The following is a 26,719-nucleotide window of genomic DNA, read 5'->3' on the forward strand; positions in this document are numbered from 1 at the left end:
GTGCAGGGGCGGATTCAGCGGTGCAAGGGACGGAGGCCTGCGCCGGGGCCTGTGCCTGCGGCGCCGCGCGGCTAGCATGGGCCGCATGGCCGGAACTATTTACTATGTTGCAGCGTCGCAGGACGGGTACGTCGCGCAGGGGCGGGGGCCGCGGGAATGGATCCGTGCGTTTGCAGGTGCCCCGGGGATTATGGATGGCCCGGCGTTTGCGGATTCAGGGAGGTCTGCGGATTCGCAGGAGTCTGCGGAGGCGCTCGTCTCAGAGTTCCTTGCCTCGGCCGGTGCCGTGGCGATGGGGGCGGAAACCTACCGCTCTTTTGCGGGAGCTCCCGGGTCCTGGCCGTTGGGAGACATTCCCGTCTGGGTCTTCACCCATCACGAGTTTCCGGGGATTTCAGGGGCGGACATTACTTTTGTGCGCGGAGATGTGGCTGAATTCCATCCGGACATCCTGCATGATGCCGGCAAGGGGGATGTGATGCTGACCGGGGGAGGAAACCTCGCAGGCCAGTTTCTGGATTCCGGGCTGGTGGATGAATTGGTGGTCACCGTCCTGCCGGTCTCCCAGGGCGGCGGTCTCCGGTTGCCGCACGTGGTGGAAGCTGTTGATCCTGCCGGTGTGCAGGGGCGTTTCTTGGACAGTGCCGTGCTGCAGCGGCGGTACGGCCTGCGGCGGCAGATGCGCTGATGAGCCGGAGAATGTGCCCCAGTCAGGCATCTCGACCACATCCCGCCCCGGCCTATGAGCGGCACAGCCGCCGCCAACAACGTGCAGGGATTGTGCGGGGCCGGCGGGAATCTCAGCGGGCGTCCCGGATCATGTTCGTGATGCGGGCCGTGCTGAGGCGGCGGCCCTCTTCGTCGGTCATGACCACTTCATGCGTCACCAGGGTGCCGCCCAGATGAACGGCAGTTGCCGTCCCCGTAACGGTGCCGGAAGCGATGGCACGGTGATGGGTGGCACCTATTTCGATGCCGAGGGCCTGCCGCCCGGGGCCGGCGTGCAGCGCTGCGCCGAAAGAACCCAGAGTCTCAGCCAGCACCAGATGGGCGCCGCCGTGCAGAATCCCGGCCACCTGCTCGTTGCCGGCCACGGGCATGGTGGCCACCAGCCGCTCGGCACTCATTTCCGAAAACTTGATACCCATCTTCACGACCAGCGGCCCGACACCGTTGGCACTGAGCCAGCTGTGCATTTCAGGCGGAACTCCCGCCTCGTTCAACTGATCGGTGTACTGGTTGGCTTGCTCGGCCGGTGCGCCGGTGCCCGGCGTGAAAATGTCGCTCATGCCAACTAGGCTTACACCTGTGAGTGAATCTACCAAACTGGCCGATATCCAAGCCGAAACCGCTGCTGAAACCCCTGCTGAAACCGTCCCGGAACAGGCCCCCGTCTCCGAGGGCACGGCCGTCCCGGAAACGCTCGGAACCGTTTCCGCCGGCGGACACAGCAGGCTGTTGGTGATCGACGGCCACTCAATGGCCTTCCGGGCCTTCTACGCCCTGCCGGCGGAAAACTTCTCCACCGACACCGGTCAGCACACCAACGCGGTGTACGGATTCACCTCCATGCTCATCAACCTCATCAAGGAGGAGAAGCCCACCCACGTGGCGGTGGCGTTCGACCTTGACACCCCCACCTTCCGCTCCGAGGAATACACGGAATACAAGGGCGGCCGCAATAAGACTCCTGAGGAGTTCCACGGCCAGGTGGACCTGATCATCAAGGTCATGGAAGCCATGCGCATCCCCACCCTTTCCATGGACGGCTACGAGGCGGACGACATCCTGGCCACGCTGGCGGAAAAGGCCTCGGCCCGAAACTGGGACGTCATGGTGGTCTCCGGAGACCGCGACGCCTTCCAGCTCGTGGATGACCGCGTCACCGTGTTCTATCCCAAGAAGGGCGTCTCCGATCTGCCGCGCATGGACGCCGCCGCGGTCGAGGCAAAGTACCTGGTTCCGCCGGATAAATATTCGGACCTCGCCGCCCTGGTGGGGGAGTCCGCCGATAACCTTCCCGGCGTTCCGGGCGTTGGCCCCAAGACCGCTGCAAAGTGGATCAAACAGTACGGCGGGCTCGAGGGAATCCTCGAGAACCTGGACAATATCAAGGGCAAGGTGGGGGATTCCCTCCGGGCGAACATCGAGGACGTCAAGCGCAACCGCCGCCTGAACCGCCTGCTGCGGGACCTTGACCTGCCGGTGGACCTGGATGCCATGGCGGCACAGCGCCCCGACCGCGAAGCTGTCGAAGAACTCTTTGACGCCCTGCAGTTCAACGCGCTCCGCAAGCGCCTCTTCGATGTCTACGGCGAAGAGGAAACTTCTTCCGCCGGGAACGAACTGCTGCCTCCGGAACACGCGGTCATCACGGATGCTCCCGCGCTGAAGGCGTGGATCGATTCCACCAACCAGGCCAAAACCGCCGTGCAGCTGGTCACCGAGGGCGCGGCGGCAGGGCGCGACGTCGTCGGGCTGGCTTTGGTTACCGCCAATGCTGCCGCCTATATCCCGCTCACGGAAATCGATGCGGACACTGAACAGGTCCTGGCCGCCTGGCTTGAGGATTTGGATGCACCCAAGGTGGTCCACGATTTCAAGGAAAGCTATAAGGCACTGGCCGCGCGGGGGCTGCACCTGGCCGGAGAGGTGGATGACACCGCCATCTCCGGGTACCTCATCCAGCCCGACCGCCGCAGCTATGACCTGGCCGACCTGAGCCAGCACCACCTGCGGATGTCGCTGACGCCGGCCGCTCCCGGCACCAACCAGCTCCAGCTGCAGCTTGAAGAAGAAGACCACGCGACGCCGGCCGTCACGCAGGCCTTCGCGGCACTGCAGCTGAGCGAGCACTTCGCCGGGCAGCTCGTGGACCGCGGCGCCAATCAGCTCCTGGGCGGACTCGAACTGCCGCTGTCCGAGGTGCTGGCCGAAATGGAACTGGCAGGCATTGCAGTGTCCACCGAAAAGCTGGACCGGCTGCTGGACGATTTCAGCTCCACCATTGCGCAGGCCAGCAGTGAAGCCTTCAGCATCATCGGCAAGGAAATCAACCTTGGTTCGCCCAAGCAGCTGCAGGTGGTGCTCTTCGACGAGCTGGGACTGCCCAAGACCAAGAAGATCAAGACCGGCTACTCCACCGACGCGGACGCCCTCTCAGACCTGATCATCAAGACCGGCGGCCATCCGTTCCTCGCCAACCTGATGGCCTACCGTGACGCCACCAAACTGCGCCAGACCGTCGAGGGGCTGCGGAAGGCGGTGTCCGATGACGGGCGCGTGCACACCACGTACGTTCAGACTGCGGCAGCCACCGGACGCCTGTCTTCCACCAATCCGAACCTGCAGAACATTCCCATCCGGTCCGAAGAAGGCCGCCGGATTCGGGAAGTCTTCACCGTGGGCGAGGGCTACGAAACCCTCCTCACCGCCGACTACTCCCAGGTGGAAATGCGGATCATGGCGCACCTGTCCGGCGACGAAGGCCTGATCCAGGCCTTCCGCGACGGCGAGGACCTGCACCGCTTTGTCGGCTCGCACATCTTCGGCGTCCCGCCGGAGGAAGTCACCAGCGCCATGCGCTCCAAGGTCAAGGCCATGTCCTACGGCCTGGTCTACGGGCTGAGCTCCTTCGGGCTGTCCAAGCAGCTCGCCATTCCCGTGGACGAAGCCCGCACCCTGATGCGGGACTACTTCAGCCGTTTCGGTGCCGTGCGCGACTACCTCCGCGGCGTCGTCGAGCAGGCACGCAAGGACGGCTTCACCTCCACCATTGAAGGCCGCCGGCGCTACCTGCCGGACCTCTCCAGCGACAACCGGCAGCTGCGTGAAATGGCAGAACGCGCCGCACTGAACGCACCCATCCAGGGCTCCGCTGCGGACATCATCAAGAAGGCCATGCTCGGTGTGGACAGGGAATTGAAGGCACAGGGCCTGAAGTCCCGCATGCTGCTGCAGGTCCATGATGAACTGGTGCTCGAAGTGGCCGCCGGGGAACGGGACGCTGTGGAAAAGCTGGTCCGGGAGCAAATGGGCTCGGCAGCGGATCTGTCCGTTCCGCTGGACGTCTCTGTTGGCATCGGCGTCAGCTGGCACGAGGCAGGCCACTAAGGAGCACCACACTCGAACTCAAGCGGGGGAACAATGAAGCAGGATGCGGCACTGGGCAATGGGCTGAGCGGCGATGTGGAAGGCGGTCTGCGGACGGAGTCCTTCGCGCCGGGGAATGACGACTCGCGGACCGCCAACTGGTTGGAAGCGGTCGACTTGGGGTTCCATGAACAGCGGGGCGACGCCAAGCACCTCCCCGCCGTGGTGGACGCCTATCAGCGGGACGGCCGCATCCTGACCGCCGTGTATGACGACACAGCCCCGGAATCCGCCTGGGACCCGGCCGTTCCGGTGGCTACCTACGCCACCATGGTCAATTCGCTGAACGTAGGCGGCGGGCGCCTCCTGCCGGCGCACCTCGTCACAGCGGTGACGGTGCGGCCGACGCACCGCCGACGCGGAATCCTCCGGACCATGATCACCAGTGACCTGCAGCGGGCCAGGGAAGCCGGGCTCGCGTTGGCGGGGCTCACGGCCTCTGAAGCGACAATCTACGGCCGCTTCGGATTCGGGGCCGCCACCTCAACGGCGGAGATCAGGCTGGACACCCGCGGCGGCCTGGACTTCACTGCCGGCGCCACGGGAAGCATCGCCGTGGCTGACAGCGCAAAGCTGAAGTTCCTGGCCCCGGACATCTACCGCGCCCACCTGCATCGGACCGACGGTGCGCTGGGCCGGCAGTACGGGTACTGGATGCGTGCTTCCGGCGACTGGAGCGAGGAGAGTTTCGAGCCGGACAAGGCTTTGCGCGGTGTTCTTCATTACGACGCCGACGGCGTCCCCGACGGCTACGCCGCCTACAAGTCCCTGGGCTGGCGGACCGAGCCGCACACAGTAAAGGTCACTGACCTGGTGGCGGCAAACGACGATGCCTACCGTGAACTCTGGCGCTATCTCGGCTCCATGGACCTGGTGGACCGGGTGACCTTCGATGCGGCACCTGTTGCTGATCCGCTGCCGTGGATGCTGGCGGACCGCCGCCGCTACTCTGTTACGTCAGTGGATGACGTCCTGTGGCTGCGCATCCTGGACACGAAGGCGGCGCTTGAAGCGCGGCATTACCCGGGGTCCGGCACTATTGTCCTCAGCGTTCGGGATCCGTTGGGACTGGCCGGCGGCGTGTGGCGGCTGGAAGTTGACGGCTCAAATGCGGAAGCCAGTCCGGTTGAGGCCGGATCCGCTCCGGCGGGAGCGGAGGCCGAGATTGACGTTACGGCCCTGGGATCCCTGTATTTGGGCGGTGTCAGCGCGCCCACGCTGGCGGCGGCGGGCGGAATACGCGGCAGCCGGGCGGCGTTGGAAGTCCTTGATGCACTCTTTACCGCCGGCCCGGCACCTTACTGCAGCACGCATTTCTGATCCGGCATCGGACTACTTCCGACAAAGTAGTCCCGGTGCTTTGACCTGAGTTGCAGGCTGCGGCTAGACTGATCTGGCGCGTAATTGCGCAGTAAGTTACCAATTCTGTCCATCTCCGGACAAACAAGCACTGTCTTAAGGCAGGCCTGAACGGCTGCTCTGAGTTCGGTGGGAGCGCATCCGGAATACAAAACAACTTCCACATCGGAGTCCCAACTACATGACCATCACCACCACCGAGAAGTCCGGTACCCCGCAGGTCGCCATCAACGACATCGGTACTGCCGAGGACTTCCTCGCCGCCATTGACGCAACGATCAAGTACTTCAACGACGGCGATCTCGTCGAAGGTACCGTCGTCAAGGTTGACCGCGACGAGGTCCTGCTCGACATCGGTTACAAGACCGAGGGTGTCATCCCTTCCCGTGAGCTCTCCATCAAGCACGACGTTGATCCCGGAGACGTTGTCTCTGTCGGCGATCAGGTCGAAGCTTTGGTCCTCACCAAGGAAGACAAAGAAGGCCGCCTGATTCTCTCCAAGAAGCGCGCACAGTACGAGCGCGCCTGGGGCGACATCGAGAAGGTCAAGGAAGAAGACGGCGTCGTTACCGGTACCGTCATCGAGGTTGTCAAGGGTGGTCTCATCCTGGACATCGGCCTGCGCGGCTTCCTGCCGGCCTCCCTCGTCGAGATGCGTCGTGTCCGCGACCTGGCTCCGTACATCGGCCAGCAGATCGAAGCCAAGATCATCGAACTGGACAAGAACCGCAACAACGTTGTTCTGTCCCGCCGTGCCTGGCTTGAGCAGACGCAGTCCGAGGTTCGCTCCACGTTCCTCAACAAGCTGGAAAAGGGCCAGGTTCGTCCGGGCGTTGTTTCCTCCATCGTCAACTTCGGTGCATTCGTGGACCTTGGCGGCGTAGACGGTCTCGTCCACGTTTCCGAGCTGTCCTGGAAGCACATCGACCACCCCTCCGAGGTCGTTGAAGTTGGACAGGAAGTCACCGTTGAGGTTCTGGAAGTTGACCTCGACCGCGAGCGTGTCTCCCTGTCGCTGAAGGCTACGCAGGAAGATCCGTGGCAGACCTTCGCCCGCACCCACGCCCTGGGCCAGGTTGTGCCGGGTAAGGTCACCAAGCTGGTTCCGTTCGGTGCGTTCGTTCGCGTCGAAGACGGCATCGAAGGCCTCGTCCACATCTCCGAGCTGGCAGTCCGCCACGTAGAGCTGGCCGAGCAGGTTGTTTCCGTTGGAGACGAGCTGTTCGTCAAGGTCATCGACATCGATCTCGAGCGCCGCCGCATCAGCCTCTCGCTGAAGCAGGCCAACGAGGGCGTAGACCCCGAAGGCACCGAATTCGATCCGGCTCTGTACGGCATGGCCGCAGAGTACGACGAAGCCGGCAACTACAAGTACCCGGAGGGCTTCGACCCCGAGTCCAACGAATGGCTCGAAGGCTACGAGACCCAGCGTGCAGCTTGGGAGCAGCAGTACGCTGACGCCCAGGCCCGTTGGGAAGCCCACAAGAAGCAGGTTGCACAGCACGCTTCCGAGGACATCGCAGCTGCTTCGGAGACTTCCGAATCCGGCACCACGAGCTACTCCTCCGAGCCGGCTGTTGCCGAGACGGGTGCCGGCACGCTGGCTTCCGACGAAGCACTTGCCGCACTGCGCGAGAAGCTCACGGGCAACTAACTTTCTCCGGTTGAACCAACCGGCTGAAACAGCCTGATAAGAAAGCCGGCCCCCACCTCGGTGGGGGCCGGCTTTTTGTGTCCGCGGTGAACAGCTGACCCGCAGGGGTGACGGGTTTTGTTATCCCGTGGCAGCGTCAGCGTGTGAGTCGTTGGCGTAGCGCAGGCCCAGCTGGGCCCGGACGCCGTCGAGCAGTTCCAAGGTCCGCAGGGTGTCCTCCAGCGGCATGGCGGGGGATTCCGTCAGGCCCTGCTGGATGCAGCGGGTTACCTCGCGCAGCTGATAGGTATAGCCGGTGCCCGCCCGGTCAAAGCTTTCCACCCGCACGCCGGCGGGTCCGCTCACGTGCAGCTCGCCGGGATTGTAGAGGTCTCCGCCGCCGGTGCGGAGCCACCCGGCGCTGCACGCAATGGTGGCGGTCCCCGGCCCTGAGGCAGCGAGTGAGGATGTCAGCTGCGCGTGGCGGCCGTCGTCGTAATGCAGAGTCAGGGCGTTCTGGATGTCCACGCCGTGCTCGTTGAGGAGACCTGACGCCTTGATGTCATCAGGCCAGCCCAACGCTGCCACGGCCCAGGTGAGGGTATAGACCGAGAGATCAAGCAGGGCCCCGCCGCCGGCTGCGGGGTCCCAGATCCTGGCGGCCGGATCAGCCGGTGCAGGGAAACCCAGGTCTGCCTGTACCCAGGACGGTGTGCCAAGCTCGCCGGAGGCCAGGATGTCCCAGGCCCGGTTGGCACTGGGCAGGAACCGGGTCCAGAGCGCCTCCATGAGAAACAGGTTCCGGTCGCGTGCGATCCTGATCAGCTCGGCAGCTTCAGCGGCGTTGACCGTGAGCGGCTTCTCGCACAGGACATGCTTGCCGTGTTGGAGGGCGCTTCTGGCCACGTCAAAATGCTGGGCGTGCGGCGTGGCAATGTAGACGACGTCGACCGCCGGGTCCGCGAACATCTGTTCAAAACCCGAGGGCCCGCCGTCGGCGTCGAAGTAGGAAGCGGCGAACCCGAAACGGTCAGCGAACTCGGCTGCCCGGGCCTGGCTGCGCGAACTCACTGCGTGCAGGACCGAGTCCTCCAGAAGGGAGAGGTCTGCGGTAACGGTACGGGCAATGCTGCCCGTGGCCACGACCGCCCAGTTCAGCGGCCGGCCGGTGGAGGCCAGGGGAGAGGCCGCGCCCTGCTGTGCGCCGGGAGGACGGACAAAGCGCCGGATGCCGGTAACAGGGGCGGCGGTGACGGGGTGGCCGGCAGGAAAGGACAACGGAGTGGCTCCTAGGCGGATTCTCGGACAACAAGGGATGTGGGCAGACGGTGGATGCGTTCAGCCGGCCGCCCTTCAATCAGTTCCACCAGGAGCTCGGCCATTTTCTCGCCGAGTGCCGCGATTGGATGATGGATGGTGGTAAGGGCGGGGCTGACGCTGGTGGCATAGTAATCGTCATCAAACCCTACGACGGCGATGTCCTCCGGGATGCGAAGCCCGCGTTCCTTGATCACAGAGTATGCACCGGCTGCCATCTGGTCATTGGCCGCAAAGACTCCGTCCAGCGGTTTCCCGCGGCCCAGCAGGCGGCGCATGGCGGCGGCCCCGGACGTGACGGTGAAGTCGCCGGTCTCCACCAGTGCATCATCCAGGCCTGCTTCCAGCACAGTGGTCCGCCACCCTGCCAGCCGGTCCACGCCCGGAGGCATGTCCTGGGGCCCGGCGATGGTGGCGATGTGGCGCCGCCCGCTTTCCACCAGGCGTGCAGTGGCGGCAACGGCCCCTTCCTCGTTGTCCACCTCCACGAAGTAGCTGTCTTTGGCGTTGATCAGCGGCCGCCCCGCAAACACCAGTGGAAGTGACCCGTTCAGGTGTGCCCAGGAATGGTCGCCGGTGTGGTGGGACACCACCAGGACGCCGTCCACGTTCCCGCCCATCAGATAGCGCCGGGTCTTCTCGGGGTTGGCTTCGGAGGACGTGACCATGTTCAGCATGTACTCGGTGGTGTTGAGGTACCGGGCAACACCTTCCACAACGGTTGCGAAAAACGGATCGGCGAAAACCTTCGACGTCGATTCCGGGACAAGCAGAGTGACCGTGTAAGTGCGGCGGCTGGCCAGGGTCCTGGCCGCCCGGTTGGGTACGTAATTCAGCGTGCGGACTGCTTTTTCCACGGAACTGGCCAGCTGCGGGTCAACTGACGGGGCTCCGTTGACCACACGGGAGACCGTGGCCCTGGAGACACCGGCCAGGGCCGCCACCATTTCCAGGGTGGGAGCAGGCGTGGCCTGGCCGGATTCAGTGCTCAAGAGTCTTCTCCAGGTATGTTCTGCCTCTGCAGGGGATGGTCCGCGGCGGTTTGTCCATCTTAGGTCGGCTTAGACTACAGGTGCCACGGACCGCGTACTGCGGTCCCCGGAGCGCGAGGCCGCAATGAGCCGGCTGTAGGCGTGGCCGCTGTCCTTGACGGTGCGGGCAAGGGTGTCATAGTCCACCCGCACAATCCCGAAACGCTTGCTGTAGCCCCAGGACCACTCGAAGTTATCCAGCAGGGACCAGACAAAGTAGCCCCGGACATCCGCTCCTGCCTCAATGGCCCGTCCGACTGCGGCAATGTGGTCCAGGATGTACCGGGTGCGTTCCGTATCCGGAATGCTGCCGTCTGCGAGAACCTCGTCGTCATAGGCAGCGCCGTTTTCGGTAACGTACAGCGGCGGAAGGGAAGGAAACTCCTCACCCAGGCGGACCAGCAGCTTGCGCAGTCCGTCCGGGTTGACCTCCCAGTCCATTGCGGTGCGGGGCAGCCCGCGGCTTGGGAAGGTGATGTGTTCGGCACCGATCCACGGGGATGCCGGCTGGCGGCCGGAGCCGCCGGAGTGGCCGTCGCCTCCCGTGCTGTCCGGATGGCCGCTGATCAGGTCATCGTGGTAGTGGTTGACGCCCAGGAAGTCGATCGGAGCACCGATGGTCTCCATATCGCCCGGAAGAATCACGTCATGCAGGCCGAACCGTTCAAGGTCCCGCAGGGAGTCCTCCGGGTAGGCTCCGCGGAGGATCGGGTCCAGGAAAATACGGTTTTGCAGGGAGTCGAAGAGCCGGGCGGCCTCAAGGTCGACGGGATCGGAGGCATCCCTGGGGATGGCATTGCTCAGGTTGAGGGTGATGCCCAGCTGCTGCGCGCCGCGGTCGCGCAGATGCGTGACGGCGAGTCCGTGGGCAAGATGCTGGTGGTGAACCGCAGCGACGGCTGCCCGGGGTTCCTGCCTTCCGGGTGCATGCACGCCGGAGCCGTAGCCCAGCAGCGACGAACAGAACGGCTCATTGAAGGTGGTCCAGTGCTGCACCCGGTCGCCCAGGGCCGAGTAGACGTCATCCGCGTATTCCAGGAAGCGGTGGGCCGTATCGCGGTTGGCCCAGCCGCCTGCCTCCTCCAGTTCCTGCGGCAGGTCCCAGTGGTAGAGGGTGAGCCAGGGGAGGATGCCCGCTTCGAGAAGCTCATCCACCAGGCGGGAGTAGAAGTCCAGACCGAGGGCATTGGTGCTTCGTCCGCCGGGGCGTACCCGGGCCCAGCTGGTGGAGAACCGGTAGGAGTCGAGTCCAAGGTCCTTCATGAGGGCAACGTCTGCCGGCATGCGGTGGTAGTGGTCAACGGCAGTCTCGGGGGTGTCTGCGTTCAGGATATTTCCCGGCGCACCGGCGAAGGCATCCCAAATGGAGTCTTCCTTGCCGTCCGTCCGGGCAGCACCTTCAACCTGGGCTGCAGCTGTGGCTGATCCCCAGATGAAGCCGTCCGGCCAGTTGTTCCCCGGGGGTGTTGTGGTGGTCATTAGCCCTTCACTGCTCCTTGCATGATTCCGGAAATAAGTTGTTTGCCCGCGGCCGCAAAAAGGACCAGCAGGGGTATGGTCGCCAGGACCGCGCCGGTCAGCACCACCGAATAGTCCACGTAGCGGGCTGATGAGAGCTGGCTTAGTGCGGTTTGGAGTGTGGGATTGCCGGCGGTGAGAACCAGCAGCGGCCAGAGGAAATCGGTCCAGGCCATCATGAAGGTGAACAGGCTGAGGATGGCCATGGCCGGCTTGGCTGCCGGCAGGGCGACATGCCAGAAGGTCCTGATCATGTTGGCGCCGTCCATGCGTGCTGATTCGATCAGTTCGTCAGGGATCACATCCACCAGATACTGGCGCATGAAGAACACACCGAAGGCCGTGACGAGGCTGGGAATAATCACCGCACCGATTTCGCCGGTCCAGCCGAGCGTGCGCATCACCATGAACAGCGGAATAATGCCCAGCTGGGTGGGAATGGCCATAGTGGCCACCACCGCCACCATAAGAACGGTGTTGCCGCGGAACCGCAGTTTGGCGAAGGCGTATCCCGCCAGGGTGGAGAACGTCACCACCGACACGGTGATGATCGTGGAGATGAGGATGCTGTTCCAGAGGGCTGTCCAAAACGGGATGGTGTCAAAGACCTCCGAGACGTTGTTCCAGAAGTTGCCTCCGGGCAGCAGCGGGGGCCAGTCCAGCCCGAGTGCTTCATTGGTTCGGCTGCCGACGACGACAGACCACCACAACGGATAGGAGGAACCCAGGAAGAACGCCAGGAGCAACCCGTAGGTCAGATAGCCGGGCTTCAGTCCATTGCCGAAAATGCGCTGGCGGAGCGGACGCCGGGCAGGTCTGCCGGATACCGGGGAGTCTTTCCGGGCTGTGCCCTTTTCGAGGAGGCTCATTTGCGTTTCCCTTCGGCGCGGCGCTGTGCCCGGTTGCCGGGCTTCTTGGTATCAGCGGACGCAATCTTCCTGGAGAGGGAGAAGTTGATGAGTCCGATGATCACGATGATCAGGAAGAGCAGCCAGGCAATGGCAGAGGCTTTGCCGAAGTTGTTCCGCTGGAAGCCCATCTCCCAGAGATAGAGCACGGTGGTTTGGAAGTTGCGCTGCGGGCCGCCCGGATCGGTCGGATCGAAGAGCCGCGGTTCCGCGAAGATCTGCAGGCCGCCAATGGTTGAGGTGATGATGACAAAGATCATGGTGGGCCGGATGCTCGGCAGCGTAATGCTGAAGAACCGCCTGAAGGCACCGGCTCCGTCGAGTGCGGCCGACTCATAGATATCGCGGGGAACAGCCTGCATGGCTGCCAGGAGAATCAGTGCGTTATAACCGGTCCACCGCCAGTTGACCATGGTGGCGATAGCTATGTGGCTCGGCAGGGTATCGGTCCGCCACTTAATCGGCTCAATGCCGAAGTTGCCCAGCAGATTGTTGATCAGGCCCGGGTCCTCGCCGAACATGTTGGTGAAAATCACTGCTACGGCCACGGGAGTGACAACGTAGGGGAGGAGGACGCTCATGCGCCAGAACGTCTTGGCCCGCAGGTTCTGATCAAGCACCGCGGCAATGAACAGGGCGCCGATGAGCTGCGGGATAGCGGAAAGCAGGAAGATGCTCATGGTGTTTCCCAGCGAGTTCCAGAAGAACCTGTCCTGGAGGACGTTGGTGAAGTTTGCCAGCCCAACAAACTCGCCCTGGCCCTTGAGCAGGTGCCAGTCATGCAGCGACACCCAGAACGTGTAGAGCAGCGGGAAGAGGCCCACCAGTGCAAAGAGCAGGAAGAAGGGGGAGATGTACAGGTAGGGGGAGAATTTCTGGTCCCAGGCGCTGAGGCGGTGCCTGAACGGGGACACGGCTCCGGTGGGCGGCGCCGCGGGCGCGGGGCGTTTGAGAGTTACGGTCATGGCGATTCTCGCAGTCCGTCTGGGGACCTCCGGAAGTTCCGGAGGCCCCGTTCGACTAGTTGCTAGTTGTTGACTACGAGCTCGTTCAGGAGCTTCATGGCCTCGTTCCAGGAGCCTTCGCCGTCAGTGGTGCCGGCATCAAGCTGGCCCAGCGCGGGGCTGAAGACCTTGTCCTGGATGACAGAGTCCTCCGGACCCTTGAACTGTGCGGTGACGCCCTCGGCGCGTGATGCGAGGATCGCCCCGGTGGGTGCGTTGTTGAAGAGTTCATTGGGTGCTGCCTCTGCGGCGAGCTGTTCCTGGGCTTCCACGGTGCTGGGGAAGTTGTTTGCTGCTGCCGACTGCTTTACCTGCTGCTCCGGGGCCGTCAGCCAGGCCGCCAGCTTCGCTGCTTCCTCCTTGTGCTCGGAAGTTTCCGGAACGGAGAGGAAGGCGCCGCCCCAGTTCGAGGCGCCGCCGGGGAAGACATCGGCGAAGTCCCAACCGGCCTCCGGGCCTGCTCCTGCGGATTCCATCTGGGTTTGAATGGTGCCCAGCATCCAGCCCGGGCAGACGAAGGTTGCGAAGGATCCGTCGGCGAAAGCCTTGCCCTTGCCCCAGTCCCACTTCTTCTCATTGGCGGACAGTCCGGCCTCGGTGCCCGCGGCGAGCTGCATGAACTGTTCCTTCATGGCGGCGTTGTCTTCGATGTTCAGCTCGCCGTCGGGTGTGTAGTAGCCCTCCTCCATCTGGTTCACCATGGAGTTCCACACGAAGCCCGACTGGTCGTACCAGGCCAGGCCGGTCTTGTCGTGATACTGCCGGCCAATTTCGAAGTACTTGTCCCAGGTGGCGTCATCTCCGCCGAACAGTTCAGCGACCGCCTCACGGTCGCTCGGGAGCCCGGCGTCCTCGAAGAGCTTGCCGTTGTAGCACAGGCCCTGCGGGCCAATGTCGGTCCCGTAACCAATGACGCGTCCCTCGGAGTCGGTGCCCTGCTTGAACTTCCAGTCGACCCAGTTGTCCTTGATGTCTTCGGCCCCGTATTCATTGAGGTCAACGAACTGGTCGGACACTTCCATGATGGACCCGAGCCAGCCCTCTTCAATGGCAACCACGTCACTCAGACCGGACCCCGCGGACAACTTGGTGAAGGCATCTGTGCGTGCGTTTTCGCCGCGGTCGATGTTATTGGGGTTGATTTTGATGCCGGGATTGGCGTCTTCGTATTCGGCGTAAAGGTCGTCGTAGCCAAAGGTGCCGAAAGTCGTCACGCTCAGTTCGACGGGATTGTCGGGGCTTGCCGCTTCCTGGTCGCCGCCGCCGCAGCCTGAGGCGAGCAGCGCCACGGCAGCGGCACCTGCAATTGCCGCTGCGGGAAATCGGAAATTCTTCACGGTCACTCCTTTGTGTACGGATAGAGCAGTGGAATCCCGGAGCAGCGGACCGTGCCTCTTATCTGGGCAGGCTTGATCGACGGAAGCGGGATGGAAAAAGCACATAAAAGCTGGAACAGAGTCTTGCGCTCCTGGCCGTCCTATCCGGGCCGAGAGAGCGCTCTCTTGACGTTCGTTTCACTGTAGGAGTGATGGGGATCACTGTCAAGAGAGCGCTCTCTCGAATGTGAAAAGTATTCCGTCGTCCGGCCGCAGGACAACAAGTGCGCATTGGGGCCGGCATTGCCCACCGAATTCGAGGGGCATAGGCATTGCGGGCATTGGCAGCTCCGCACATACGTTGCTAGTGTCACCTGCATTGTCGGTGGCACGGTGCCGTGCCCGAAAACGGGAGTCAATGGTGACTAGGGATACGCGCACGCGCGGCTGGATTGCTCAGGGAATGATCGCCGCGCTTGCCATCGCCGGACTGACAGTGCTGCCGGTCAGGGAAGCGGCGGCTGACGAGGGACGAACGTTCGCCCTGACGGGCAGCCTGCAGTCTGAACTCGGCTGCGCCGCCGACTGGGATCCGGCGTGTGGGGACACTGAACTGGCTCCCACCGATGTGCCGGGTGTCTATGCGGCGGAGTTCACCCTTCCCGCTGGCAGCTATGAGTACAAGGTGTCAGTGAATGACGCCTGGGACGAGGCCTACGGACTGGACGGCGGGGGAGACAATATTCCGCTGTCCGTCGCAGGGAGCTCCCGCATCCGCTTCGTGTTCGATGACAACACGCACCGCGCCGGGCTAACGCCGCTGGACCTGCGTGACGCCTATTCGGCGGACGACGACGGACTGACAGCACCCCCGGTCCGCCAAGCCGGCGCGGACAACGTCTTCTACTTTGTGATGACCGACCGCTTTGAGAACGGAGATCCCGCCAATGACACCGGCGGTGTCACCGGAGACAGGCTGGCCACGGGCTACGACCCCGCCAGTACGGGCTTCTACAACGGCGGAGACATTGCCGGCCTCCGTTCACAGCTGGATTACATCCATGACCTCGGCACCACGGCCATCTGGCTGACGCCGAGTTTCAAGAACAAGCCGGTGCAGGGGTCCGGGGCCGACGCCTCTGCCGGATACCACGGCTATTGGATTACCGACTTCACCCAGATTGATCCGCATCTGGGGACCAACGCCGAACTGGAAGCACTCATTGCCGAGGCACATGCCAAGGGCATGAAAGTGTATTTCGACATCATTACCAACCACACCGCCGACGTGATTTCCTACCAGGGCGGCCAGTATTCCTATATCGACAAGGAAACTGCCCCGTACAGGGACGCCGCCGGCATGGTGTTTGATCCGGCGGATTACGCGGGAACGGGGGACTTCCCGGAGCTGGACCCGGCGACGAGCTTCCCGTATGTGCCCGTGGTGGCCGACGCCGAGAAGGACGTCAAAGTTCCGGCCTGGCTCAACGATCCCGCCGTCTACCACAACCGCGGTGACTCGACCTTTGAGGGCGAGTCCACGACGTTCGGCGATTTCTCCGGGCTCGATGATCTGATGACCGAAGACCCGGCCGTGGTGGACGGATTCGCCGACGTCTATAACCGGTGGATTGATCTCGGGATCGACGGCTTCCGCATCGACACCGTCAAACACGTGAACTTTGAGTTCTGGGAGGAATGGACCACCCAGGTGAAGGATTACGCCGCATCAGTGGGGAAGCCGGACTTCTTCATGTTCGGTGAGGTCTATGACGCCGATCCAAAAAAGACGTCGCCCTACGTGCGCAGCACCGATATGGACTCCGTGCTGGACTTCACGTTCCAATCCCAGGCTGTGGGCTACGCGTCAGGGAATTCGGCCCGGGGCCTGGCGAACCTCTTCGCCGGCGACGACTACTACACCACCCCGCACAGCTCCGCTACGGCGCTGCCCACCTTCCTGGGCAACCATGACATGGGCCGTGTCGGATACTTCCTCCAGAACACGGACAACGCACTTCAGCGGGACGTGCTGGCCCACGAACTGATGTTCCTCACCCGCGGCCAGCCGGTTGTCTACTACGGCGACGAACAGGGCTTCGCCGGCGCCGGCCAGGGCAATGACCGTGCCGCGCGCCAGTCCATGTTCGCGAGCCGGGTGAGCGAATACACGGACCAGCTGCTGATTACCGGCGGGCAGGCCGGTTCACGGGACCGCTTTGACAAGGCCGCACCCCTCTACACGTCCATCGCCGGGCTTGCCGCCCTGCGTGAAGCCCACCCGGCACTCTCCGCCGGAGCGCAGATTGAGCGCTACGCAGATGACGGCCCGGGGGTGTACGCCTTCTCCCGGGTGGACCAGACGGAGAAGACGGAGTACCTCGTGGCCGTCAACAATTCGGCGCAGGCCAAGACGGTGAGCGTGCCGACGCTGACCGGGCAGGCGGCCTTCACCCCCGTGTACGGCACTGAGTCAGCGGTCCAGTCGGATGCCGGCGGCGTTGCCTCCGTTACCGTTCCGGCCCTCGGATCTGCAGTATGGAAAGCCGGCACCACAGTGACCGTTCCGGCGGCCCCCGAAGCCATCACCGTGAGTGTTCCGTCCGCCGGCGCCGGCATCAGCGGCGCCAGTGCCGTGGAAGCCGATGTCCCGGACAGCACCTGGCACCAGACGAGCTTTGCCTGGCGGGAGGTCGGCAGTACCGAGTGGACCAATCTCGGCACGGCGGAAACAACGGCGCCGCGTGTCTTCCACGACGTGGACGCGCTGCCCGCCGGCACGCTGCTGGAGTACCGGGCGGTGACCACGGACGCGGCGGGCGGGCATGCTGCGGCGTCGACCTATGCATCGGTGGGCAACGCGGTGACCACCGTTGTGGTGGAGCCTGGGGAACCGGAGATTAACCTGGTTACCGTTCCGGGGAGCCACAACAGTGAAATGGGCTGTGCCGGAGACTGGACACCGGCGTGTGAGGCGGCGAAGCTCACCAAGCGTGCCGACGGGATCTACTCGGGCACCTTCGACCTGCCGGCCGGAGACTACGAGTACAAGGTGGCCATCAACGGCTCGTGGGATCTCAGCTACGGCGCCAACGGGGCCGTGGACGGTCCCAACATCGCCTACACAGCACCCGGCGGTCCGGTCACGTTTTATTTTGATCCCGTGACCCATCAGGTCCAGAACACTGCACAGGGTCCGGTGATTACCGCTCCCGGCAGCTACCAGAGCGAGATCGGCTGTCCGGAAGACTGGCAGCCGGACTGCCTCGCGAGCTGGCTGCAGGACGGCGACGGCGACGGCGTCTACGAATGGTCCAGCGACCGGATCCCCGCGGGCAGCTATGAGGTGAAGGCGGCTCACGGTCTTTCCTGGGACGAGAACTACGGTGTTGGCGGAGAGGCCGGCGGCGACAACTATTCCTTCACAGCGGTGGACGGCGAGCTTGTCACTTTCCGCTATACGCTTGCCACCCGCGAACTGGAGATTGTGCTGGCCGATCCGCCGGTTGCCGGTTCGGGTGAGCTGCGTGCCCACTGGGTGAGCGCGGAGACAATCGCCTGGCCGGTGTCCCTGCTGGGCGAAACGGATCCGGCGGAGGCGAGCTGGACGCTGCACCACTCAGCAGAGGCCGGCATCGCACCGGATGCGGCAGCTCCGGCAGGTGTATCCGGCGGCGGGAGCGTGAAGCTGCGCTATGACCCGTCAGGACTCTCCGCCGGGGAAAAGGCTGCCTTTCCCGCGTTGGCCTCATACGCGGCCCTGCGCCCGGAAGGCCTGAACCGCGCGGCGGTGCAGAGTCTTCTGACTGAACAGCTGCAGGTTTCCCGGTCGGACGGCAGCGGGCTTCAGGCCCTCACCGGTGTCCAGATTCCCGGTGTGCTGGACGACCTGTATGCCGAGAACCTGGACTCCGCTGCGCTGGGGATCAGCTGGCAGTCCGATGTTCCCACCCTGCGGCTGTGGGCACCCACCGCCCGCGATGTTTCGCTGGAAGTCTTTTCCGGCGGCGGGTCCGGTGCGCCGGCAGTGCTTCCCGCTGAGTGGAACGCCTTCAGCGGAACCTGGTCGGTGACGGACCCGGCCATTTCCGAGGGAACCCAATACCGTTGGTCGGTGCGTGTCTACGCGCCCTCAACCGGCGCCGTCGAAACCAACTCGGTGACCGACCCGTACTCCGTGGGCCTCACGCGAAACTCGGAACGCTCCGTGGTGATCAACCTCGACGCCGACCGCTGGAAACCGCAGCTCTGGGAAGACACCCCGGCCCCCATCGTCAACAAGCCGGCCGACCGCTCCATCTACGAGCTGCACGTGCGTGACTTCTCGGCCGGTGACCCGGCGGTTCCGGCCGAAGAGCGCGGAACCTACCGCGCCTTCACCAGAGAGGGCGCCGGAACGCTGCAGCTGCGCCAGCTCGCGCAGGCAGGCATCAATACGGTGCACCTGCTGCCCACCTTCGATATAGCCTCCATTGACGAGGACCCGCAGGCCCGCCGGGAGCCGGAGTGTGACCTCGCAGGCTACGGACCGGATTCTCCGGAACAGCAGGCCTGCATTGCTGCATCAGCGGACGCCGATGCTTTCAACTGGGGTTACGATCCGCTGCACTACTCGGTGCCGGAAGGCTCCTACGCCGTTGACCCGAACGGCGGGGAGAGGGTTTCCGAGTTCAGGGAAATGGTGGGTGCCCTGCACGCCACCGGGCTGCAGGTGGTGCTCGACCAGGTCTTCAACCACACGGCTGAGGCCGGCCAGGGCGCCAAGAGCGTGCTGGACCGCGTGGTGCCCGGGTACTACCACCGGCTGAACGCGGCCGGCAGCGTGGAAACCTCCACCTGCTGCCAGAATGTAGCCACCGAGCACGCGGCAGCCGAAAAGCTGATGGTGGACTCCACGGTGCTCTGGGCCAGGGCCTACAAGGTGGACGGCTTTCGCTTTGACCTGATGGGACACCATTCCAAGGCCAACATGCTTGCGGTCCGCGCAGCCCTGGATGAGCTGACGCCCGCCGCGGACGGCGTCGACGGGAAGGCCGTCTACCTGTACGGAGAGGGCTGGAACTTCGGCGAGGTGGCCGACAACGCCCTGTTTGAACAGGCTACCCAGGGAAACCTCGCGGGAACCGGTATTGGCACCTTTAATGACCGGCTGCGCGATGCCGTGCACGGCGGCAGCCCGGTGGATGCCGGAACCACGTTTGTTCAGGGGTACGGCACCGGCCTGGCCACCGACCCCAACGGGGATGCGATCAACGGATCCCCCGGGGAGGCCGCCGCGGCGCTGGCGCGGCACACCGACCTGGTGAAGCTTGGCCTGGCCGGCAACCTCAAGGAATATTCCCTGACGACGGCGGACGGCAGCGTGAAACGCGGAGATGCGCTGGATTACAACGGCCAGGCGGCGGGATACTCCGACGAGCCGCAGGAGACCATCAACTATGTGGATGCCCACGACAACGAGACGCTCTATGACCTGGGGGTGCTGAAGCTGCCGGTCCGGACGCCGATGGCGGACCGGGTACGAATGAACACCCTGTCGCTGGCCACCGCAGCCCTCTCGCAGTCGCCGTCGTTCTGGCACGCGGGAACCGAGCTGCTGCGTTCCAAATCGCTGGACCGCAACAGCTATAACTCCGGAGACTGGTTCAACCGCATTGACTGGACCGGCACCGAATCAACCTTCGGATCCGGCCTTCCGCCGGCGGCCGACAACGAGGAGAAGTGGCCGATCATGGGCCCCCTGCTCGCCGATCCGGCCCTTACCCCCACCGCGGCGGACATCGCCTCGGCGGAGGCCGGAGCACTGGACCTGCTGCGGCTGCGGTCCGGCGTTGAACTGCTGCGGCTGGGCTCCGCCGACCTCATCGGGCAGAAGGTGTCCTTTCCCGGCGGAGGCCCGGAGGCTGCCCCCGGCCTCATTGTGATGAGTATCGATGATCTGGCGGGTCCGGACGCCGACCCCGCCCTTGACGGCGCACTGGTGGTCTTCAACGCAGCCCCGGAAGCTGCCAAGCAGACGGTCCCGGAACTTGCCGGCCGCGGCTATGCACTCTCTCAGGTCCAGCAGGAGGGAGCGGATCCCGTGGTGAGGCAAAGCAGCTGGACGGCAGCAACGGGAACGGTCAGCGTGCCGGGCCGTACCGTTGCGGTGTTCCTGGATCCCCAGGGTGAAGTGCCCGGCGGGCCCGGAAATCCCGGTCCGGGCGATCCTGGTCCGGCCGATCCCGAACCCGCCGAACCCTCCGTGACGCTCAGCACGGGAACAGTACGGCCCGGCGACACCATCACGGCTGAGGGCACAGGCTTCGGCGCGGGAGAGACGGTACAGGTCTGGATCGAGTCGACACCGAAGCTGCTGGGCGCCCGGACGGCGGATGCTGACGGGTCGGTTGCTGTGCAGGTCACCATTCCCGCCGACACCGAACTTGGATCCCACTCCATCCGCATGAGGGGGCTGGCTTCCGGCCTGGATGCGGGTGCTGAACTTAAGGTGGTCGGTCCGCTGGCAGACACCGGCGCTAACCTCCGGCTGGTCTGGCTGGGCCTGTCGCTGCTCGCCCTCGGTGCGGCCCTGATGGGGCCGCGGGCGTGGAGGCTGGTGAGGCGCGGCTAGCGGCGGGTGCTGACCGTCACCGTGAACTTGGGATTGCGGGCCACTTCCCGGGTGGGTCCCACCAGCCGCGCCAAAGCGGACTTGTAGGTCAGGTGGCTGTTCCAAACCGTCCAGAGCTCGCCCCCCGGAGCCAGCACACGCCCGGCATCGGCAAACAGCTTCAGTGCAATGCCGGCATGAACGCTGGCACCGATATGGAACGGCGGGTTCAGCACGATCAGCTCCGCCGAACGGTCCGGATGCCCGGCCAGGGCGTCGCCGCGCCGCACCTGCACCCGGTCCGTGACGCCGTTGGCGGCCATGGTGGCGGCTGCGGAAGCAACCGCAGCCGCTGACTGGTCAGTGGCGATGACCCGCAGGTCCGGCCGGGTCAGCGCCAGGTAGGCGGCGATGGCCCCGGTTCCGCAGCCAAGGTCCACCGCGGTCTGTGCCTGCCGGGCGCCGGCAAGGTGCGGCAGCAGGAACCGGGTGCCAATGTCCAGCGCCGCACCGGCAAACGCTGCGCCGTGGGCCCGCAGCTCCAGCGGGGCCGGGAGCCCGACGTCGTGCCGCCGGGCCAGCGGAAAACGGTTCGCCGGCTGTTCCGCGGCCGGCAGCGGACCGCACACCGTCAGGACCCGGGACTTCTGCCGCGCCAGGCCGGCCGCCACCGAGCCGAACCAGCGCTCCAGCACGCTGTTCATCGCCATGGTCATGTGCTTGAGCCGGCCGCCCGCGTACACCGCCACATCGGGTGCGGCGTGCGCGGCGATGAGTGCGGCAATCTCCTCCAGGGCGTCCAGCGAGCGCGGCAGGCGCAGCAGCACCGTCCGCGCCCCTGACAGCAGTTCAGCATCCAGCGGCAGGGGCCGGTAAGCATCCGCCAGGCCGGCGGCCCGGGCGTTGCGCCCCAGCGCCAGCTCCCCCGAGTACGGGTCCTGATGAACCCGCAGGCCGCGCACACCGTGCAGGGCGGCAGCACCGAGCGTGAGTGCACCGTATGCGTCCCCGATGACGACGACGCCGCTTCCGTTGCCGCGCAGCCGTTCCGCCGCTGTGTCCAGGATCAGACGGTCGGCGGCGTCGTGGGCCTGGAGGTTCTCAGCCTCGACATCGGGCTGCCGGCTCAGCGACTCGAAGGAAAAAGCCGCTTCTCCGGGGAGGCGCCGGGCAGGGTCATGCGTCACAGGTCGATCCATTCTGTTCTCAGGTGTTCGGGGGTGCTGCCGCCGGCGGTGAAGGTGGCCAGGCGTTCGGAAAAGAGATCGATACTGCCGGGAGTGTCCGGCAGCGCCACGGTGATGGTGGCTCCCAGCGCCCCGTAGTCCGTGCCGGTGACGCTGATGCCGGCGTTGCGCAGGTCATTTTCAAGCCGGCCTGCCTCGGCATGTCCGGCGGGCACTGCGTAGAGCTGCATGCGGCGCCGGCGGAGCAGCGGAGCGGTTGCCAGCGCGGAGGAAACCGACTCGGAGTAGGCGCGGATCAGGCCCCCGGCGCCCAGCAGGATTCCGCCGAAGTATCGCACCGTCACCGCTGTGATGTCGCTCAGGTCCGTGGCGCCGTCAAATGTCTCGCGCTTTGTCAGGGCTTCCAGCATCGGCAGGCCGGCGGTGCCGGAGGGTTCGCCGTCGTCGTTGGAACGCTGGATTTCGCGTCCGGGACCGAGCACAAACGCACTGCAGTGGTGCCGGGCGTCATGGAACTCGCGGCGCAGCTCCGCGACCAGTGCGCGGGCCTGTTCCTCGGTTTCGGTGCGGCGGAGCACCGTGATGAAACGTGAGCGCCTGATCTCGAGTTCGGAACGGTGTTCCCCGGCGATGGTGGTGTAGCGCCCCGCCGCCGCGTCGATGTCACTCACCTCTTCAGTTTAGGCGCTGTTCGGGCGCCGGCCGCCGTCCGCGTCCGGCGTCGGCGCACGATAGCCTGAGTCCATGCTGAGAGTAGGACTGACCGGCGGGATCGCCGCGGGAAAATCATTGGCCGCCCGTACGCTCCGGGATCTTGGGGCCCTGGTCATCGATGCCGATGCCCTGGCGCGCGAAGTGGTGGAGCCGGGTACGGAAGGGCTCGCCGCCGTCGTCGACGCCTTTGGGCCGGGCATCCTCGACGGCGAAGGCCGGCTGGACCGGCCGGCGCTGGCGGCAGTGGTCTTCTCCGACGAGGCCAGGCGGGAGACCCTGAACGGCATTGTCCATCCCGCAGTGCGCGCCCGGGCGGCGGAACTGGAACAGGCCGCGGCTCCGGAAACCATCGTGGTTCACGACATGCCGCTGCTGGTGGAAACCGGGCAGCACCGGAACTTCGACTTTGTCCTGGTGGTTGACGCGCCGGAGGAGGAACGGATCCGGCGGATGGCAGCAGACCGCGGCATGAGCGAAGACGCGGCGCGGGCACGGATCGCAGCGCAGGCTTCGGCGGCGGAACGGGCAGCGGCGGCCGACGTCGTCCTCACCAATGACAGTACTGCCGGTGAGCTCGTAAAGGCGGTGCGGCAGTTGTGGGAAACCCGGCTGGTGCCGCTGAACGAGGAGCTGCTCCGGGCCGCGCAGTGACCTTCTCCGGGCCGGCGGATACTGTTCAGCCCTGAGCTAACCGCGCGCACTGCGGACGCATCCTGACCTCGGTGCGGAGTAGCTTTTAATCATGAGTCTTGCGCAGGACATCAACAGAGTTGTCGCCCCCTTTGAAGTAATCAGCGATTACTCGCCGGCGGGCGACCAGCCCACCGCCATCAGGGAACTCGCCGAGCGGATCAAGGCCGGCGAGAAGGACGTGGTCCTCCTCGGCGCCACCGGTACCGGTAAGAGCGCGACGGCGGCCTGGCTGGTGGAGCAGGTGCAGCGGCCCACGCTGATCATGGTGCAGAACAAAACCCTCGCGGCACAGCTGGCCAACGAGTTCCGTGAACTGCTGCCCAACAACGCGGTGGAATACTTTGTCTCCTACTACGACTACTACCAGCCTGAAGCGTACGTTCCGCAGACTGACACCTTCATCGAGAAGGACTCCTCCATCAACGAGGAAGTGGAACGGCTGCGGCACTCGGCCACCAACGCGCTGCTGACCCGCCGCGACGTCATCGTGGTGGCCACCGTGTCCTGCATTTACGGCCTGGGAACGCCTGAAGAGTACATCGAAGCCATGGTGACGCTGCGCAAGGGTCAGCAGATGAACCGCGATGACCTGCTGCGCCGCTTCGTCAACATGCAGTACGCCCGCAATGACATGGACTTCCACCGCGGCACCTTCCGGGTCCGCGGCGACACCGTCGAGATCATTCCGATGTACGAGGAAAACGCCCTGCGGATCGAATTCTTCGGCGACGAGATCGAGAACATTTACACCCTCCACCCGCTCACGGGTGACGTGATCCGCGAGGAAACGGAAATGTACGTCTTTCCGGCATCGCACTACGTGGCCGGAGAAGACCGCATGCAGCGCGCCATCCGCCAGATCGAGGACGAGCTGCAGGTGCGGCTGGCCGAACTCGAATCGCAGAACAAGCTGGTGGAAGCCCAGCGGCTGCGGATGCGCACCACGTATGACCTGGAAATGATGCAGCAGATGGGTTTCTGCAACGGCATCGAGAACTACTCCCGGCACATTGACGGACGCGGTCCGGGTACCGCCCCGCACTGCCTGCTGGACTACTTCCCCGATGACTTCCTGCTGGTGGTGGATGAATCGCACGTGACCATCCCGCAGATCGGCGCCATGTACGAGGGGGACATGTCCCGCAAGCGGACCCTCGTTGACCACGGCTTCCGGCTCCCGTCGGCCATGGACAACCGGCCGCTGAAGTGGGACGAGTTCCTGGAACGGATTGGCCAGACCGTGTACATGTCCGCCACACCGGGCAAGTACGAGCTGTCCAAGTCGGACGGGTTTGTCGAGCAGATTATCCGTCCCACGGGTCTGGTGGATCCGCAGGTGATCGTGAAGCCGAGCAAGGGCCAGATCGATGACCTGCTGGGTGAGATCCGCACCCGGACTGAGCGCAACGAGCGCGTGCTGGTCACCACGCTGACCAAGCGGATGGCCGAGGACCTCACCGGTTACCTGATGGAGCACGGCGTCAAAGTGGAATACCTGCACTCCGACGTCGACACCCTGCGCCGCGTGGAACTGCTGCGCGAACTGCGGATGGGTACTTTCGACGTACTGGTGGGCATCAACCTGCTCCGTGAAGGTTTGGACCTTCCCGAGGTGTCACTGGTGTCCATCCTCGATGCGGACAAGGAAGGCTTCCTCCGGTCCTCCACCTCGCTCATCCAGACCATTGGGCGTGCCGCCCGTAACGTCTCAGGTGAAGTTCATATGTACGCCGACCGGATCACCGATTCAATGGCCAAAGCCATTGATGAAACGAACCGCCGCCGTGCCATCCAGGTGAAGTACAACGAGGACCACGGGGTGGATCCCCAGCCGCTGCGCAAGAAGATTGCTGACATCACGGACTCCCTCGCCCGTGAGGATGCCGATACCAGGGCGCTGCTGGCCGAGGCGGCGGACAAGAAGAACCGCAAGACCACCGGCAAGGGCAAGGGCGGCATCCGAAAGGACGGTTTGGCTGCCGCCCCCGCGGAGGACCTGGCCGGACTGATCGCCTCCATGACCGAGCAAATGCACGCTGCCGCCGCGGAACTGCAGTTTGAACTGGCGGCACGGCTTCGCGACGAAGTAGGCGACCTGAAGAAGGAACTGCGGCAGATGCAGAACGCCGGCCACGCCTAAAGGCCGCACGCCCGGGAAGGATAGATTTTCCGCGCTTCAGCCAGCTTCAACGCGGTGAGAGTGTCCGCCTTGGTGCGCAGCGTCTTCTTCCCGGAGGGAAAGTCCTCGGCCGGAGAAGCCCGGGTGTCAAGGGCCCAGCCGGTTCCCAGCCGGATCAGCGACTGGTGCTTAACGTCGTAGTAACCCTCGCGGGCGGCATAGGCGATCCCCGGTGATCCTGCTGCCGAGGCGAGCAAATGAAAGTGAAACCGGGTGGTGAGCCACTGCTGGTCCGGCCCCGCCGGAATACCTTCGTCCCACACCCGCGTGAAGGGAAAGAAGTTCTCTTCGGCAATCAAATCGGAAAGCTGGTCGTACGCGCGGCGGTCAATGCCCGGGATGGCTTCGAGATAGTTCACCTGCCTGCCCTCGGACAGGGCGGCCTTGATCTGGAGACGGACGGCAGCCACTATCTCATCGAACCGGTTCGCATCCATCATGTCGGCCTGGATGCAGACATTCGTGGCTGCCGGGCGTCTGACGGCCAGCCGGGCAGCCGGGCGCAGGCCGAGGAAGGCATCATCGAGACCGGCGTTCAGTGAGTAAGCCCGGGCACTTTCCGCGTCGCGCACGGTTACGTGGTCAAAGCCGAGAAAGAGGTCGGCGGCTTCCCGCGGGGTGCCGATCAGAGGCATCAGTCCCTGCCCGGTTGCGTACAACCGGGCGCCGGTGAGCTCTTTGACGGCTTTCATGCCGCTGACCAGGGCCGTGTGGTGCGGCCACATCCCGTTGACGTACCCGCCGCCAAGCAGGTGCAGGGAGCTTGCCCGCCGAAGCCGCACCAGGCCCATGTCATAGCGGGGTGAACCAAGGTGCCGCACCAGATGGGAGACCCGCGGGCCCGCCTCGCCGGGCGGAAGTCCGCCGGAGTCCCGGACGGCACGCCAGAGGGTGTCGGTGATGCGCAGCCCCGGGTGCAGCCCTTCGAACAACAGCGACGCCGCACCGGGGTTCGGGCAATCAAGCCACACAACGGCGTTGGGGGCGTTCACGGCCAGGAACCGGAGCCAGGCGGCAGTGATGAACTCGTCGCCGAAATTGGGGTTACCGGCGGTGCTCACCAAATAGTGTTCAGGCTCAGTACTCATGCCTCCAAACGTAGCGGCACCGGGGCCG

Annotated in this window: 17 protein-coding genes; 7 read left to right on the plus strand and 10 right to left on the minus strand. The window is 64.7% G+C overall.

All coding sequences use genetic code 11. From position 1 onward, the window contains the following. Window positions 1–85: 85 nt before the first annotated feature. Window positions 86–688, plus strand: coding sequence for a dihydrofolate reductase family protein (locus tag QMA10_RS00425; protein WP_290165056.1), 603 nt, complete (start codon window positions 86–88; stop codon window positions 686–688). A 112-nt stretch (window positions 689–800) separates the two neighbouring features. Here QMA10_RS00425 and QMA10_RS00430 read toward each other — a convergent pair whose 3' ends face one another. Next, window positions 801–1,289 (minus strand): hotdog fold thioesterase, encoded by a 489-nt coding sequence (locus QMA10_RS00430; RefSeq protein ID WP_290165058.1) that lies wholly within the window; start codon window positions 1,287–1,289, stop codon window positions 801–803. A 190-nt stretch (window positions 1,290–1,479) separates the two neighbouring features. On the opposite strand from QMA10_RS00430, the gene polA reads away from it, so the two are divergent. The 3 genes from polA (at window position 1,480) to rpsA (ending at window position 7,165) form a co-directional block, all read left to right on the plus strand. Then, complete coding sequence (polA, locus tag QMA10_RS00435; protein ID WP_290165297.1) at window positions 1,480–4,113, plus strand: DNA polymerase I; 2,634 nt, start codon at window positions 1,480–1,482, stop codon at window positions 4,111–4,113. Between the two features lie 33 nt (window positions 4,114–4,146). Next, complete coding sequence (locus tag QMA10_RS00440; protein ID WP_290165060.1) at window positions 4,147–5,472, plus strand: GNAT family N-acetyltransferase; 1,326 nt, start codon at window positions 4,147–4,149, stop codon at window positions 5,470–5,472. Window positions 5,473–5,692: 220 nt separating this feature from the next. Continuing rightward, window positions 5,693–7,165 (plus strand): 30S ribosomal protein S1, encoded by a 1,473-nt coding sequence (gene rpsA, locus QMA10_RS00445; protein ID WP_104054165.1) that lies wholly within the window; start codon window positions 5,693–5,695, stop codon window positions 7,163–7,165. 120 nt (window positions 7,166–7,285) lie between these two features. Here rpsA and QMA10_RS00450 read toward each other — a convergent pair whose 3' ends face one another. The 6 genes from QMA10_RS00450 to QMA10_RS00475 form a co-directional block, all read right to left on the minus strand. Next, window positions 7,286–8,374: a Gfo/Idh/MocA family oxidoreductase gene (locus QMA10_RS00450; protein ID WP_290165299.1), complete on the minus strand. Its 1,089-nt coding sequence runs from the start codon at window positions 8,372–8,374 to the stop codon at window positions 7,286–7,288. 59 nt (window positions 8,375–8,433) lie between these two features. Beyond that, on the minus strand, window positions 8,434–9,408 hold the full coding sequence (locus QMA10_RS00455; protein ID WP_290165301.1) for a LacI family DNA-binding transcriptional regulator: 975 nt from the start codon (window positions 9,406–9,408) through the stop codon (window positions 8,434–8,436). Between the two features lie 114 nt (window positions 9,409–9,522). Continuing rightward, window positions 9,523–10,971 carry a GH1 family beta-glucosidase gene (locus tag QMA10_RS00460; protein WP_290165063.1) on the minus strand — a complete coding sequence of 483 codons (1,449 nt, stop codon included), beginning with the start codon at window positions 10,969–10,971 and terminating at the stop codon, window positions 9,523–9,525. Continuing rightward, entirely contained in the window at window positions 10,971–11,879 is a 909-nt protein-coding gene (locus QMA10_RS00465) for a carbohydrate ABC transporter permease (protein WP_290165064.1), read from the minus strand. Before QMA10_RS00465 ends, QMA10_RS00460 begins: the two co-directional genes overlap by 1 nt. Next, window positions 11,876–12,883: a sugar ABC transporter permease gene (locus QMA10_RS00470; protein WP_290165066.1), complete on the minus strand. Its 1,008-nt coding sequence runs from the start codon at window positions 12,881–12,883 to the stop codon at window positions 11,876–11,878. The genes QMA10_RS00465 and QMA10_RS00470 overlap by 4 nt, the downstream gene beginning before the upstream one ends. 62 nt (window positions 12,884–12,945) lie before the next feature. Beyond that, the gene (locus QMA10_RS00475) at window positions 12,946–14,259 is read right to left on the minus strand and encodes an extracellular solute-binding protein (protein ID WP_290165068.1); all 1,314 of its coding nucleotides are present in this window, start codon (window positions 14,257–14,259) and stop codon (window positions 12,946–12,948) included. A 400-nt stretch (window positions 14,260–14,659) separates the two neighbouring features. Between QMA10_RS00475 and pulA the strand changes: the two genes are divergently transcribed. Beyond that, on the plus strand, window positions 14,660–20,851 hold the full coding sequence (gene pulA / locus QMA10_RS00480) for a pullulanase-type alpha-1,6-glucosidase (protein ID WP_356833134.1): 6,192 nt from the start codon (window positions 14,660–14,662) through the stop codon (window positions 20,849–20,851). Here pulA and QMA10_RS00485 read toward each other — a convergent pair. Then, window positions 20,848–22,029 carry a methyltransferase gene (locus tag QMA10_RS00485; protein ID WP_290165070.1) on the minus strand — a complete coding sequence of 394 codons (1,182 nt, stop codon included), beginning with the start codon at window positions 22,027–22,029 and terminating at the stop codon, window positions 20,848–20,850. The genes pulA and QMA10_RS00485 overlap by 4 nt on opposite strands. Beyond that, entirely contained in the window at window positions 22,014–22,688 is a 675-nt protein-coding gene (locus QMA10_RS00490; protein WP_290165072.1) for a YigZ family protein, read from the minus strand. The genes QMA10_RS00485 and QMA10_RS00490 overlap by 16 nt, the downstream gene beginning before the upstream one ends. A 73-nt stretch (window positions 22,689–22,761) precedes the next feature. Here QMA10_RS00490 and coaE point away from each other — a divergent pair, with 73 nt between their 5' ends. After that, entirely contained in the window at window positions 22,762–23,382 is a 621-nt protein-coding gene (gene coaE / locus QMA10_RS00495; protein ID WP_290165074.1) for a dephospho-CoA kinase, read from the plus strand. Between the two features lie 91 nt (window positions 23,383–23,473). After that, on the plus strand, window positions 23,474–25,564 hold the full coding sequence (gene uvrB, locus QMA10_RS00500; RefSeq protein ID WP_290165076.1) for an excinuclease ABC subunit UvrB: 2,091 nt from the start codon (window positions 23,474–23,476) through the stop codon (window positions 25,562–25,564). On the opposite strand, the gene QMA10_RS00505 is transcribed toward uvrB, so the two are convergent. Further along, window positions 25,561–26,691: a polysaccharide pyruvyl transferase family protein gene (locus QMA10_RS00505; protein WP_290165078.1), complete on the minus strand. Its 1,131-nt coding sequence runs from the start codon at window positions 26,689–26,691 to the stop codon at window positions 25,561–25,563. The two genes, uvrB and QMA10_RS00505, sit on opposite strands and share 4 nt — an antisense overlap. Window positions 26,692–26,719: the final 28 nt, after the last annotated feature.

The sequence above is a fragment of the Arthrobacter sp. APC 3897 genome (genome assembly GCF_030407495.1).
In the GTDB taxonomy this organism is placed as follows: domain Bacteria; phylum Actinomycetota; class Actinomycetes; order Actinomycetales; family Micrococcaceae; genus Arthrobacter_B.

Coding starts and splice junctions, on each gene's coding strand:
- QMA10_RS00455 (WP_290165301.1), bottom strand. CDS start 9,408: ATGGTGGCGGCCCTGGCCGGTGTCTCCAGGGCCACGGTCTCCCGTGTG.
- coaE (WP_290165074.1), top strand. CDS start 22,762: ATGCTGAGAGTAGGACTGACCGGCGGGATCGCCGCGGGAAAATCATTG.
- QMA10_RS00460 (WP_290165063.1), bottom strand. CDS start 10,971: ATGACCACCACAACACCCCCGGGGAACAACTGGCCGGACGGCTTCATC.
- rpsA (WP_104054165.1), top strand. CDS start 5,693: ATGACCATCACCACCACCGAGAAGTCCGGTACCCCGCAGGTCGCCATC.
- QMA10_RS00440 (WP_290165060.1), top strand. CDS start 4,147: ATGAAGCAGGATGCGGCACTGGGCAATGGGCTGAGCGGCGATGTGGAA.
- uvrB (WP_290165076.1), top strand. CDS start 23,474: ATGAGTCTTGCGCAGGACATCAACAGAGTTGTCGCCCCCTTTGAAGTA.
- QMA10_RS00465 (WP_290165064.1), bottom strand. CDS start 11,879: ATGAGCCTCCTCGAAAAGGGCACAGCCCGGAAAGACTCCCCGGTATCC.
- polA (WP_290165297.1), top strand. CDS start 1,480: ATGGCCTTCCGGGCCTTCTACGCCCTGCCGGCGGAAAACTTCTCCACC.
- QMA10_RS00485 (WP_290165070.1), bottom strand. CDS start 22,029: ATGGATCGACCTGTGACGCATGACCCTGCCCGGCGCCTCCCCGGAGAA.
- QMA10_RS00470 (WP_290165066.1), bottom strand. CDS start 12,883: ATGACCGTAACTCTCAAACGCCCCGCGCCCGCGGCGCCGCCCACCGGA.
- QMA10_RS00430 (WP_290165058.1), bottom strand. CDS start 1,289: ATGAGCGACATTTTCACGCCGGGCACCGGCGCACCGGCCGAGCAAGCC.
- QMA10_RS00425 (WP_290165056.1), top strand. CDS start 86: ATGGCCGGAACTATTTACTATGTTGCAGCGTCGCAGGACGGGTACGTC.
- QMA10_RS00505 (WP_290165078.1), bottom strand. CDS start 26,691: ATGAGTACTGAGCCTGAACACTATTTGGTGAGCACCGCCGGTAACCCC.